This is a genomic window from Plantactinospora sp. DSM 117369, assembly GCF_053764795.1.
On the sequence record NZ_CM132446.1, the window covers coordinates 4,157,679 to 4,170,085 of the forward strand.

The 12,407-nt window shown below is 66.5% G+C and carries 10 protein-coding genes and 2 pseudogenes; 10 read left to right on the forward strand and 2 right to left on the reverse strand.

Going from position 1 to position 12,407, the window contains the following annotated elements:
- Positions 1 to 108: 108 nt before the first annotated feature.
- Together ACSMXO_RS18020 and ACSMXO_RS18025 are read right to left on the reverse strand one after the other, a co-directional pair.
- Positions 109 to 543, reverse strand: a complete 435-nt coding sequence (locus ACSMXO_RS18020) for an AMP-binding protein (RefSeq protein WP_455419255.1) — start codon at positions 541 to 543, stop codon at positions 109 to 111.
- Between the two features lie 12 nt (positions 544 to 555).
- Positions 556 to 2,259 (reverse strand): carboxylesterase/lipase family protein, encoded by a 1,704-nt coding sequence (locus ACSMXO_RS18025; protein WP_455418650.1) that lies wholly within the window; start codon positions 2,257 to 2,259, stop codon positions 556 to 558.
- A 493-nt stretch (positions 2,260 to 2,752) separates the two neighbouring features.
- On the opposite strand from ACSMXO_RS18025, the gene ACSMXO_RS18030 reads away from it, so the two are divergent.
- The 10 genes and pseudogenes from ACSMXO_RS18030 to ACSMXO_RS18075 form a co-directional block, all read left to right on the forward strand.
- A complete protein-coding gene (locus tag ACSMXO_RS18030) occupies positions 2,753 to 4,411 on the forward strand; it encodes a tannase/feruloyl esterase family alpha/beta hydrolase (protein ID WP_455418651.1) in 1,659 nt (552 codons plus the stop codon).
- A 625-nt stretch (positions 4,412 to 5,036) separates the two neighbouring features.
- On the forward strand, positions 5,037 to 5,801 hold the full coding sequence (locus tag ACSMXO_RS18035; protein ID WP_346262898.1) for an ABC transporter ATP-binding protein: 765 nt from the start codon (positions 5,037 to 5,039) through the stop codon (positions 5,799 to 5,801).
- A complete protein-coding gene (locus tag ACSMXO_RS18040) occupies positions 5,794 to 6,486 on the forward strand; it encodes an ABC transporter ATP-binding protein (protein ID WP_346262899.1) in 693 nt (230 codons plus the stop codon). The genes ACSMXO_RS18035 and ACSMXO_RS18040 overlap by 8 nt, the downstream gene beginning before the upstream one ends.
- Before the next feature lie 51 nt (positions 6,487 to 6,537).
- On the forward strand, positions 6,538 to 7,782 hold the full coding sequence (locus ACSMXO_RS18045) for an ABC transporter substrate-binding protein (protein ID WP_455418652.1): 1,245 nt from the start codon (positions 6,538 to 6,540) through the stop codon (positions 7,780 to 7,782).
- Between the two features lie 70 nt (positions 7,783 to 7,852).
- Positions 7,853 to 8,725 (forward strand): branched-chain amino acid ABC transporter permease, encoded by an 873-nt coding sequence (locus ACSMXO_RS18050; RefSeq protein ID WP_346262901.1) that lies wholly within the window; start codon positions 7,853 to 7,855, stop codon positions 8,723 to 8,725.
- A complete protein-coding gene (locus tag ACSMXO_RS18055; protein WP_455418653.1) occupies positions 8,722 to 9,771 on the forward strand; it encodes a branched-chain amino acid ABC transporter permease in 1,050 nt (349 codons plus the stop codon). The genes ACSMXO_RS18050 and ACSMXO_RS18055 overlap by 4 nt, the downstream gene beginning before the upstream one ends.
- Positions 9,772 to 9,871: 100 nt before the next feature.
- On the forward strand, positions 9,872 to 10,552 hold the full coding sequence (locus tag ACSMXO_RS18060) for a TetR/AcrR family transcriptional regulator (RefSeq protein ID WP_346262903.1): 681 nt from the start codon (positions 9,872 to 9,874) through the stop codon (positions 10,550 to 10,552).
- 232 nt (positions 10,553 to 10,784) lie between these two features.
- Complete coding sequence (gene fabG / locus ACSMXO_RS18065) at positions 10,785 to 11,522, forward strand: 3-oxoacyl-ACP reductase FabG (protein ID WP_455418654.1); 738 nt, start codon at positions 10,785 to 10,787, stop codon at positions 11,520 to 11,522.
- Positions 11,519 to 11,890: pseudogene (locus tag ACSMXO_RS18070) on the forward strand (thiolase family protein); the annotation flags it as partial. The gene fabG and the pseudogene ACSMXO_RS18070, both read left to right, overlap by 4 nt.
- Before the next feature lie 21 nt (positions 11,891 to 11,911).
- A pseudogene (locus ACSMXO_RS18075) lies at positions 11,912 to 12,399 on the forward strand (transposase family protein); the annotation flags it as partial.
- Positions 12,400 to 12,407: the final 8 nt, after the last annotated feature.

Below are 12,407 nucleotides of genomic sequence, written 5' to 3' on the forward strand. Positions count from 1 at the left end.
ACGGCCCCGCTGCGCAGAAGCGTCGGCATGGCTGCCAGATCGTTGAACAATATCGATATGCCGCTTCGCCACGGCCACCGCCCGCCAGCTCGGGGCAGTGCGGAGTTGTCACGAAGGCTGTGACCTGGCAACGGAGGCGGCGAGGTCACGCAACGCCACCTTCGAGAACTTGCCCGTCGCGGTCCTGGGGATCTCGTCGATGACTACGAGAAGCTGGATGAGATCCGTCGGGGTCATTGCCGGACCCGGAAGCATGAGCTCGGCCCCGGCGAGCACCGCCGCGTAGGGCAGCCCCCAGGCGTTGACGTGGAACATCGGCACCACGGGCATGACGACATCCCGCTCCGAGTTGGCGAAGCTGTCGACGCCCAGCAGCAGCATCGCGTGTAGGACGATGGAGCGATGGCTGTAGAGCACGCCCCTCGGTCGCCCGGTCGTGCCGGAGGTGTAGCACAGGCGCGCGGCGTCGTTCTCGTCAACGCGCGTTGCCGCTGCCGGTTCGAGGGTGTCCCCGCCGTCGGCGTATGACGAATCCTTCGTCAGGCGGAGACGGCCTCACCGGTCGGTCGTCGACCCGAGATGGACGCGCTGATCGTCCGCGTCGAGCACCAGGCTCGCCGGCCACTGGTCCCAGGTGCGACCGAGTCCGCGATGCTGCGGTGATCCCTTGTTGACGAATTTCCGGATGCTGGCGATCATCAGGTCCGACAACCTCAGTCGCCCGGGCTGGTTCTGCTGGCTGAAGGCGTACGAGAACACGTTGCGCCCGAAGTTGCGGAACACGAAGGGCAGGTCGATCGCGTGTACCGCGCCGTACACCTGGTCGAATGGCGCGGGCTCTTGATTCCAGTCGAACCTGTAGTGATAGAGCGATCGATTCCCGCTGCGAGCCAACGCGTTCAGTGAGTCCCGGTTGATGCCGGTGAAGACGGACTCGGTAAGTGCCGCAGCAGCATCGTTCCAGCCCTCGGGCTTGTCTACCGGAAGGTATTCGTCCCTGAGTAGATCGGAGGTGGTCAGGGTGCCGGGGTTATCGGGATCGAACAGGTACTGAACGGTGAACCTATCGTAGTCACTCGGCTTGTGCGCGCCGATGGAACTGCCGAACAGCTTCCCTTCCTCGAGGGTGTTCCCGGCGAGTACGGGCACATCGCGATCCACCCCGGACTCGAGCACTGCGTACGGGTCCGACGGGATCACCGCGCCGTCGGCGATGACCGCCGGCGTTGCGTCGAGTTGGTGCCTGACGAGCACCCGCACCAGGTCGTCGGCGGAGAGCGAACGAAGCAGATCGATGTCGCTCTTGCTCGAAGAGGGGTGGTCGCTCTTCACGGCCTGCATGACGCGGTCAGCGTAAGCCCTCGCGTTGGCCACACTTCGGGTGCTCAGGCCGCCGCTGAGTGGGATTGCCTTGTCGACCATCCCTCGCGCCAGCGGGGACACGAGCAGGGACCAGACGTTTACCGCACCCGCCGACTGGCCCATGACGCTGATGTTGTCGGGGTCGCCACCGAACTTCCGGGCGTTCTGGTCGATGAACCGGAGTGCATCGACAAGGTCGAGAGTGCCGAAGTTGCCGGACGCCGACAGGGGGTCGCCGTCCCCTAGCCCTTCGGCGCTCAGCCAGCCGAAGATCCCCACCCGGTAGTTGACGGTGACGACCACCGCCCCGGCCCGCCTGGCCAGCTCTCGCCCGTCGTACATCGGATCCGCCGAATAGCCGACGACATTGCTTCCGCCGTGGATGAAGAACACGACGGGCAGGTTGCGCTGTGACGTCGACGGACGGAAGACATTCAGTGTCAGGCAGTCCTCCTCGCCGACGGGCTGCCGCAGTCCATCGCGTACGGCCAGGTCGTAGAACGGCCCGTTCGGGGACGGGCTGAAGAACCGTCCCGGCTGTGTGCACCCCGACCCGTACTGCTGGGCGCGCCGGACATCTGCCCAGGGCTGGTGGGGCTTCGGCGGCCGCCATCGGAGATCGCCCACCGGCGGCGCGGCGTATGGGATTCCCAGCCACGAGTACGTCCCGCTCGACCGGCCCTCGTCTCGCCCGACGATCGGACCCAGCGTCGTCCGGACGAGGGTCGGCTCCTTTCCATGCTGGACGGCGTCGGCGGACGCACGGGCGAACGGCATGGCGGTCAGGACCGCGGTCACAAGGACGACGCCGAGGATCGGACGGAGTGGAGACGACCTTGCGCGACGGCGCTTGGCCGGTTCACGGACGATGACGGCCCCGGACGGCACAGCAGGCATGGGCACTGCCTCCTTGGGTTCGTACCTGGCACGCAGTGTCGTTGAGCCGCGCTATCAGTGCCACCACGTGCCACCAACTGTCGCATGTATCTCTTCCGCCGTGCAAGAGCGCAGCTGCTTGCCTGCCCAGGCCGTCGGCCCCGCTCCGCGCTGAACCGGTCGTGGCGTCCGCGGCGCAGGGCCACGCTGCTCCCTGGTCGGGCGGCCTGGCGGCTGGCGCGCAGGTCGGCCTCGTCCACGCGGGCAGCCTGACCGCGGAGCCGGCGGCGAACGCGGCGGGTACGCCTTCCCCGTGCGGCAGGCTCGCCACATAGCTGGACGGCGGCGCACAGCCGTGAGTCGCCGTCGGCCAGGCATCGCCCTGGTTCTCCGGCACCTCGACGTTTCCTCTGCTCGGCCCTTGCGGGCGCTTGTGACGCATGGCACAGTAGTGGCACTCAGTGCCGTCTATGAACGCCCTGGCGGCACAGCGTGCTCAGGCAGGAGGTCCGCAATGAGCCACGTGCGGCGAGTTCGTGGGAGATTGAGCCGAATCCCTGCCGGGCTGGTGCTCGGCACCGCGTTGATGAGCGCGACGGCGGTCCTCGGGCCTGCGCCTGCCGCCGCGGTGGGTGTGACCCCCAGATGCGCGGAGTTGGCGGGGAGAGTGATCCCGGCGTCGGCAATCAGTTTGCCGACCAATGGCGGCCGCGTCGAGTCGGCATCCCTGGTAACCCAGATTGTGAGTGGCGAGACCATCGAGTACTGCAGCGTCGGCGCAGCGCTCTTTCCGATCGATCCCTCCGCGCCGGACATCAGGCTGCAAATCGGCATGCCTGTCGGCTGGAACCGCAACGCAATGATGTTTGGCGGCGGCGGATACAACGGAACAATTCCCAGCCTCGCGCAGAACGTGCCATTCGGCCGTGCCGATCAACCGACGCCTCTGGCTCGCAGGTATGTCACGTTCGCAAGTGACTCCGGCCACCAGGCAGGTCCCGCGGGGTCCCTGGACGGGTCCTTCGGCATGAACGACGAGGCACTTCGGAATTTCGCCGCCGGCGATGCGCTCAAGAAGACCCGCGATGCCGCCATGTACCTCATCCGGCATAGCTACGGTGCAGAGCCCAGTCGAGCGTACTTTGCGGGCGGCTCGACAGGCGGCCGTGAGGCTCTTGTCGTCGCGCAACGGTGGCCGGACGCCTTTGATGGCATCATCTCCGCCTACCCTGCTTGGAATAACACGGCCGAAGTCCTCCATCTTGGATACCTTGCGCGAGTGATGTCCCGTCCTGGCGCATTCCCCGGGCCCGAGAAGCAGACCCTTCTCTACAACAGCGTCATGGAGGCATGCGACGGGCGGGACGGTCTCGAGGACAAGGTCATCTCGAACCTCGACGGCTGCGACTTCGACCCCCGAGTGCTCCGCTGCCCCCAAGGTGCCGATGCTGGGCCGACATGTCTCTCCGATCCGCAGATCACGTCGGTGATTGCCGCATCCACGCCGTTCAGTTGGCCGTACCGAATCGCCAGTGGTGAGCGGTACTATCCTGGCTTTCCTCTCCTTTCGGGTGCTGACATGAGAACGCCGATTCTTGGCTTCGGCACCTCCGCGCCCGCCAACCCCATGCCGGTGACAAGTGGATATGGGTCCCAGTACTGGGACCAGTGGGTGAAATACTTCCTGACCAGGGACGCCGGCTACAACTCGCTCGACATCGACCCTCGGCGACCTGGGAAATGGCTTCTCCGGATCAGTTACCTTTCCACCATCCAAGATCGCAATAACTCGGACCTTCGGCCCTTTGCGCGCTCCAGCGGAAGGCTGCTTCTGCTCCACGGTTCCGCGGACGAGTTGGTCTCCCATCGCTCCACGAACGACTATTACCGGCGAGTGCTTGACACGGTAGGGCCACGGCAGGCACAAGAATTCATGCGATATTATCTCGTGCCGGGTGCGAATCACGCCAACTTCGGCGCGCCCGCATTTGCCGCCAACTGGGACTCGCTCTCCGTTCTCGAACGCTGGGTCGAGGAAGGACGGCCGCCTGTCAAGCCGGTGGTTGAAGACGGCACGAGCGGCAGAACACGCCCGCTCTGCGAGTACCCGCGCTGGCCGAAGTACCGCTCGGGTGATCCCGACAGTGCCCAAAGCTTCGTGTGTTCGCGTTGACGTCACCCGACCACGCGCCGTGGCTGTGAAGGACGCGGGTCCGATCGGGCACGGCGCGACCGGTCGCATCGCGTTCGGGTGCCGCGATCGCGCTCCGCGTCGTCCGCTCGCGCTACTGCTCCGAGCCGTGCGAGGAAGGCATTGTCACACCATCGACGAGACGAGTTGGGCGGGCGGGGTCAACCCCAGGCGTCGATGCCGCTCGCCAGTGAACCTTTCAACCTCCCCTCGCGGTCCGTCGGAGCCGAAGGCAAGGGTCGGGGCGCTGGCGCCGCGCGGTTCAGGTGGAGAGGGTTCGGTGACCAGCCGCGGGACAGAGCCGCGCGAACCTGTGCGACTGAGAAGGGACTGACATGCCTCGACCGCTAGCGCTGCTCCTCGCCCAAGGGAGTGCAGCCGAGCTGACAACAGTCGCGAGTGCTTGCGCCCAGCTACCTGTCAGACAGGCGCAGGAGGCTGGTTCGGCAGTGTTCCGACGGACCACGGTTCAGGGCATCTCCGCTGCCGTGCGTCCGGCATGCACCACCGTTGGTTTCCGGCGTGTGGCACCCACGACGTGCCCCACCGCGGGTGTCCGGAGCCCGCAGATCACCCGGGGTCCGCAGGTCACCTGGAAGGAATCGGTGTGACGACAAGCGGTCGGGTGGCGCTGCGCACGCAGGCCCTGACGAAGGTGTTCCGCGGCTTCCGCGCGGTCGACTCGGTGGACCTGGAGGTTCGTGAGGGCAGCGTGCACGCGCTTGTGGGTCCCAACGGTGCGGGGAAAACCACGCTGTTCAACCTCTTGACCGGCTTCGTGTCCCCGACGTCCGGGGCGATCACGGTGTTCGACGAGGACGTCACCGGCCAACAGCCCGAGCAGGTGGCGCGCCGTGGTGTGGCCAGGTCGTTCCAGATCACCAGCCTCTTCGAGACCCTGACGAGCCGCGAGCACGTGGAGCTCGCTCTCCAGGGGCTCACCAGGCAGGGGTTCCGGTTCTGGCGGTCCGAGAAGCTACTCGGCAGGAATCGCGCCCGTGTGGACGAACTGCTCGCCCAGGTGGGACTGATGCCGCTGGCGGAGAAGCCGGTCGGGCTGCTCGCCTACGGGCAGAAGCGCGCGCTGGAGCTGGCACTGGTGCTGGCGCTGGACCCACGGGTGATGCTCCTCGACGAGCCGACGGCCGGGATGGGGATCGAGGACGTCGACCGCACCATCACGCTGGTCCGTCGCATCGCGGCCGGTCGCACGGTGGTGTTCGTCGACCACAACATGCACGTGGTCGGCAGCCTGGCCGACCGGGTGACGGTGATGCAGCAGGGCAGGGTCCTGGCGGAGGGTGCCTACGACGAGGTCCGCAACGACGAACGGGTGATCACCGCTTACCTGGGCGAGGCCGACCATGCTTGAGGTCACCGGTCTGAAGGCGTGGTATGGCGAGGCGCAGGCGCTGCACGAGGTGAGCATGCGGGTAGGCGAGGGCGAGGTCGTCACCCTGGTCGGACGCAACGGCGCCGGCAAGACCACCCTGGTGCGGTGTTTGATCGGCCTACATCGGCAGGTCGGCGGCACCGTCTCCTTCCTCGGCCGCGACGTCACCCGCATGCCAGCCCACCAGAGGGCCCGCGCCGGCATGGGCTGGGTCCAGGACGACCGCGGCATCTATGCGAGCCTCACCGTCGAGGAGAACCTGCTGCTTCCGCCCAAGGTCTCCGACCGGGCATGGACACTGGAGCGAGTCTACGAAGCATTCCCGGTGCTCGCCGACCGCCGCAAGGCGCCGGGCACCACGCTGTCGGGCGGGGAGCAGCAGATGCTGGCCATCGCCAGGGCGCTTCGGACCGGTGCCCGTCTGCTGCTGATGGACGAGCCCTCCGAGGGCTTGGCCCCGGTGGTCGTGGCCCGGATCCGGGCGATCATCCACCAGATCAAGGCCACCGGCGTCGGCGTGCTGCTTATCGAACAGAACGTCAAGTTCGCAGCCACCGTGGCTGACCGGCACTACCTACTCAGCCAGGGCCGCATCGTCGAGACCCTCGACAACTCCGACTTCCAACGGCGCGAGGGCGAGCTGCTCAAGCACCTCGGCATCTGATCGGTCGACCAGGCGACGCGACACATCGGACACGACACGAGGAGAGCCACCATGAAGGGCAAGCGAATTCGGGCCGGTGCCGCGACCATGACGGGAGTACTGCTCCTCGGCGCCTGCGGTGGCGGCGGCCCCGGGGGATCGGGTGGTGATTTCACGGACGGCAAGCTGGTTCTCGCGGTGCTCAACGACCAGTCCGGCGTCTACAAGGACGCGTCGGGACCCAACACCGTCAAGGCGGTCAAGATGGCGGTGGCCGACTACCAGAAGAAGTACGGCGACAAGGCGGTCGTCGACGACATCGAGGTGACGTCAACCGACCACCAGAACAAGCCGGACATCGCCAACACCAAGGCTCAGGAGCTGTACGAGCGCGGGGGTGCGGACGTCATCCTCGACGTGCCGACCTCGTCTGCGGCTCTGGCCGTCGCCAACCAGGCGAAGAACCACAAGAAGCTCTTTCTCGACGTGAGCGCGGCAACCACCGAACTGACCGGCGCGCAGTGCAACAAGTACACCTTCCAGTGGGCGTACAACACCTACATGCTCGCCAACGGCACCGGCACCACCGTCACGCAGAACGGCGACAAGAACTGGCACATCATCTACCCCGACTACCAGTTCGGCCAGGACATGACCAAGTCCTTCACCGAAGCGATCAAGAAGGCTGGCGGCACGGTGCAGGGCACCATCCCGACGCCGTTTCCGAACGACAACTTCGCGACCTTCCTCACCAAGGCCGGCAGCACCAATCCCGACGTGATCGGTACGATGCAGGCGGGCGGTGACCTGATCAACGTGGTCAAGCAGTTCAACGAGTCGGGGTTGAAGGATAAGGGCATCGATTTGGCCGTTGGGCTGATGCTCATCACCGATATCCACTCGTTGGGCGTCGACCAGTTCGCCGGCACGTTGTTCACCGACGCCTGGTACTGGAACATGGACGACGAGTCGCGCGCGTGGGCGGACCGGTTCCGCGATGAGACGGGGACCCGCCCGACCTTCGAACATGCTGGCAACTATTCCGCGGCGCTGCAGTACCTGGAGGCGGTCCAGGAGGCCGGCACCGACGACGCCGACGCGGTCGTCGGCAAGCTTGAGGGCAAGAAGATCAACGACGTGTTTCTGCGCAACGGCGAGATCCGGGCCAAGGACCACCTCGTTGTCCATGACGCGTACCTGGCCCGCGTCAAGGAGCCGTCGCAGGTGAAGGAGGAGTGGGACTACGAGGAAATCGTGACCACCATCCCCGCGGCGAAGGCATTCCCTCCCGCCGAGGCGTCCAACTGCCCGAAGTGAGCGGGTGGTCCGGTTTTACAAGCCTCGGGCGCCCCTCGGCGCCCAGGGTCAGCACCGGGGAAAGGAACCCATGAACGCAGTGCTGCAGTACGCCGTCCAGGGCCTGGCGGCCGGCAGCTTCTACGCGCTGGCCGCCCTGGGACTGGCGATCATCTTCGGTGTCCTGGGCGTGGTGAACTTCGCCCACGGCGCGTTCTACATGCTCGGCGCGGTCACCTCAGCCGTCCTGCTCGACACCCTCGGTCTCACCCTGTGGTGGTCGCTGCTGGCGGTGCCGGTGCTGATGTTTGTCTTCGGCGTCGTGGTGGAGCGGTTGCTCGTGCAGTGGCTGCTCCGGCTCGACCCCCTCTACAACTTCCTGCTCACCTTCGGCCTCACGCTGATCCTCGTCGAGTTGGTCAAGCAGAGGTACGGAGTCTCCGGACTGCCGTACAAGCCGCCGGACGCGCTTCAGGGACGCGTCGACCTAGCCGGCGTCGTGCTGCCGCGCTACCAACTGTTCGTCTTCCTGTTCTCCGTGGCCATCTGTGTGCTCGTCTGGCTGGTGATGACGCGGACCAGGGTTGGCATGATCGTCCGGGCGTCAACCGAGAAGCCCGAGCTTGCCCGTGCCCTGGGCATCAACGTGGGCCGCTGGGTGACTCCGGTCTTCGGCTTCGGCGTCGCGCTCGCTGGCCTGGCCGGCGTGCTCGCCGCGCCGTTCCGCGCGATCACGGCCGACATGGGCAACAACTTCGCGATCATCCTCTTCGCGGTCGTGGTCATCGGGGGACTCGGGTCGATCGTCGGCGCCGTGGTCGCGGGGTTCATGGTGGGCCTGGTGGAGGCGTTCGGTCAGGCCTACGCCCCGACGTTCGCGCAGATCCTGATCTTCGTCCTGATGGCCCTGATCATCCTGGTCCGCCCCGCCGGGTTGTTCGGACGCAAGGAGGCGACGGCATGACCCAGTCCGTGGTTACCCCGGCCCCGGTCACCGAGGCGCACGCCGCCATCGCAGGGGGCGGCTCGAGGCGATGGGTCCTGTTGGTGGCCGGCCTGGTGGCAGCGCTGGCGCTGCCATGGTTCGTCTATCCGCCGGTAGCGATGGACATCGTGGCGATGGCGCTGTTCGCGATCGCCCTGGACATCCTGCTCGGCTACACCGGGCTGCTGTCCTTCGGACACGCTGCGTTCTGGGGCAGCTCGGCGTACGTGACGGGCCTGATCGCCACGCACTACGGTGTGCCGTTTCCGGTGGCCGTCCTCGGCGGCGCACTGTTCGCGATGGTCCTCGCCCTCCCCGTCGGCTATCTGTCGGTGCGCCGGTCCGGGATCTACTTCGCGATGGTGACCCTCGCCTTCGGACAACTGGTCTACTTCATCGGGTACCAGTGGAGCGACCTGACCGGTGGCGAGAACGGGCTGCAAGGCGTGCCCCGGTCGTTTTTCGGCATCGAGCTGGTGGAGACCGAGTCGTTCTACTTCTACTATGCGGCATTGCCGATCCTCCTGCTCGGCATGTGGGCAGCCTGGCGGATCGTGCACTCACCGTTCGGACGGGTCCTGGTGTCGATCCGCGACAACACCCAGCGAGCGCGGGCGCTCGGCTACGAAGTGGAGAAGTACAAGGTCATCGCCTTCGTGCTTTCCGCCGGACTGACCGGCCTGGCCGGCGGCACGTTCGCCATCAACCACGGCTTCGTGGCGCTGACCGAGCTGCACTGGAGCACCTCCGGCGAAGTCGTGCTGATGACGGTGCTGGGCGGCATCGGCACGCTGTGGGGAGGGGCCCTGGGTGCGTTCCTGGCCGTGATGCTCGCCGACTACCTCGCCTCGTCCGGTTTCGACGGCATCGACCTGGTTACCGGCTCGGTCTTCGTCCTCGTGGTGCTGCTGTTCCGCCGTGGAATCTGGGGGACCGTTCGTCACCAATGGCTGGCCTGGCAGCAGCGCCGTACGTCGTCGCGCCGCACTTCGGCCAGTGCTGGCTCGGCGAGGCGCAGGCCGTGAGCCGCCGCGAGCGCAGCGCAGGGTTATAGAGTTCGGCAAACCTCACGATGCGCGGGAGCTGAACTTCGCGCAACACCACGTCAGGAGAGGGCACCTGTCGGTGACTTCGCGGAGAATACTCGAGACCAAGTATCGGATCTCGGAAACGGCGATGGCCTTGTTCCTTGAGGAGGGGTACGCAAACGTTACTGTCGAAGCCGTTGCGGAGGCATCGAGCGTGTCTCGTCGTACCGTTTTCCGGCACTTCGAGAGCAAGGACGAACTCGCGTTTCCGGATCACACCGAACGCCTCGGGCTCGTCGAGCGATGCCTTGTCGAGTCCGCTCCTGGTACGGACCCGGTAGAGGCCGTCATCGCGGCCACCGAGGAGTCACTGCGCGATTTCCTCAGCCGGCCCGAGCTCGTCCTCCGGCGATACAAACTGACGCGCGTCGTCCCCGAGTTACGGAAGCGGGAGGTCATCGAACATGAGCGATACGTGACGCTCACACGCTCGTTCCTGCGGGATCATCTTCCGGCCGACGCCCCGTCCTTCCAGTCGATGGCCCTTGCGGCCCTCATCGACGCGATCCACCGGTCCGCGCTCGGAAACTGGGTACGCAGCGGAGGCGCGACCGACGCCGCCGCCGAGTTGGATGCGGGCATGGAATGGATCCGTCGCCTCATGGTCCACCAGTCGACATTCTCCACCTCTCCGCTGCTCCTCGCGTTGCTCCCTGACACGCCGCAAACCCGCCGCGTCTTGACCTCGTTGAGAGACGCGGCGGAGGAACTGCTTTAGCCAGGCGGATAGGATCATGAATGGTCCTTTTTCGACCCCCCTTGCGGTCCGGCGGACCGCAAGGTCGGACGCGGTGCGTGAGCGCCGCGCGGTCCAGGTTGAAAAAGGTTCAATGGGTACCGCGTGACCCATGCCTGGAAGGACGCCCGGGTTACCGAGATCTGGGCAGGCCGAACGAAACCCATGAAAGAGCTCATCGGCCGTTGTCAAGGCCCGTGAGGAGGAGCAGGAGTTGCCGAATCTGACGTTCGACTTCGCGGGGAGAACCGCGATCGTGACCGGAGCGGCGCGCGGGCTCGGATTCGAGTTCGCCCGCCTTTTCCACGAGTCCGGGGCGAAGGTGTTCCTGGTTGACGCCGACGCCGACGCGGTCGCGCTGGCGGCGGACGAGGTGGGCGCGGTCGGGGTCGCCTGCGACGTCACCAGCACCGAGGCCGTTGAGGCCCTGGTGAACCGGGTGGTCACGGCGGCCGGCCGGCTGGACATCGTCGTCAACAACGCCGGCATCCTCCGGGACCGTCGACTCTGGAAGCTGTCGGACCAGGACTGGGCTGAGGTGCTCGACGTCCACCTGGGCGGAACGTTCCGGCTGACCCGTGCCGCCGTTCCGGTGTTCCGGGAGCAGCGGTACGGCCGCGTCATCAACGTGACCTCGTACACGGGTCTGCGCGGCAACATCGGGCAGGCAAACTACGGTGCAGCCAAGGCCGGGATCATCGGCTTCACCAAGACCGTGGCCAAGGAACTCGCGGCGTTCGGCGTCACCGTCAACGCCATTTCGCCCAACGCCGAGACGCGGATGATCGGCTCGATTCCCGAGGAGAAGCGTCAGGAACTTGCCGCCGCCATCCCGCTCGGCCGGTTCGCGGCGCCCAGCGAAATGGCTGCGGCCACGGCGTTCCTCGCCTCCGAAGAGGCCGGATACATCACCGGAGTTGTCCTTCCCGTGGACGGAGGAATCTCGATATGACCAGCCCGGACCAGCGGATCGTGATCGTCGACGGCGCCCCTACCCCGACCGGCAACTACGGCGGGGTGTTCAAGGACCCGCCCGCTCACGAACTGGGTGCCGTTGCCGACAGGGCGGCACTGACGCGCTCGGCGGTGCCGGCCGACGCCATCGAGGAGGTCGTGATGGGCTGCATCGGCCAGGTCGGGCCCGACGCCTACAACGCTCGTCGGGTGGCCATCGCCGCCGGACTGCCGGTCTCCACACCCGCCTACACCGTCAACCGGCTGTGCGGTTCCGGACTCCAGGCCATCTGGTCGGCGGCCATGGAGATGCGCTGGAATGGCCTCGACTTCGCTCTCGCCGGCGGTGACGAGTCCATGACCCGGATGCCCTTCTACGACTTCGAGGCGTACGCGATTCTGGATGGCACGCTGATTCCGATCGACCGCGTCGCCGACCAGAAGCCGTACTACTCCGGCAAGCACAAGCGGCACGGGTGACCGTGCAGGTCGTCGCCGATGCTGCCGGCCGGCTCGTCCGGGCCTCGCCGGCACTGCCGGGCTCGGCGCACGACCTTACCGCCGCCCGCATACACGGCATCAGCGACGCGCTGACCAGCGCGGACGTGATGACCTTCGCCGACAAGGGCTGCCAGGGCGCACGGGCAGCGTGCGCACGCCGTTCAAGCGGCGCCGCTTCCGACCGAAGCTGTCGTGCCGGCAGAAGGCAGTGAGCCGGGCGCATGCGAAATCCGTGCCCGCGGCGAACGCGCCATCGCCACGCTCAGGACCTGGAAAATCCTGGCCAAGCTACGCAGCTGCCCACGCTGACCACTGCGATCGTGCAGGCCCTCCTCGTCCTGCACCACGTCGAAGCGAACCGCTATGCAGGATGAAAGTGGTT

What these genes read in the sequence shown, in the direction of transcription:
- ACSMXO_RS18025 (WP_455418650.1), bottom strand. Translation starts at nt 2,259, where the DNA reads ATGCCTGCTGTGCCGTCCGGGGCCGTCATCGTCCGTGAACCGGCCAAG.
- ACSMXO_RS18030 (WP_455418651.1), top strand. Translation starts at nt 2,753, where the DNA reads ATGAGCCACGTGCGGCGAGTTCGTGGGAGATTGAGCCGAATCCCTGCC.
- ACSMXO_RS18040 (WP_346262899.1), top strand. Translation starts at nt 5,794, where the DNA reads ATGCTTGAGGTCACCGGTCTGAAGGCGTGGTATGGCGAGGCGCAGGCG.
- ACSMXO_RS18045 (WP_455418652.1), top strand. Translation starts at nt 6,538, where the DNA reads ATGAAGGGCAAGCGAATTCGGGCCGGTGCCGCGACCATGACGGGAGTA.
- ACSMXO_RS18050 (WP_346262901.1), top strand. Translation starts at nt 7,853, where the DNA reads ATGAACGCAGTGCTGCAGTACGCCGTCCAGGGCCTGGCGGCCGGCAGC.
- ACSMXO_RS18055 (WP_455418653.1), top strand. Translation starts at nt 8,722, where the DNA reads ATGACCCAGTCCGTGGTTACCCCGGCCCCGGTCACCGAGGCGCACGCC.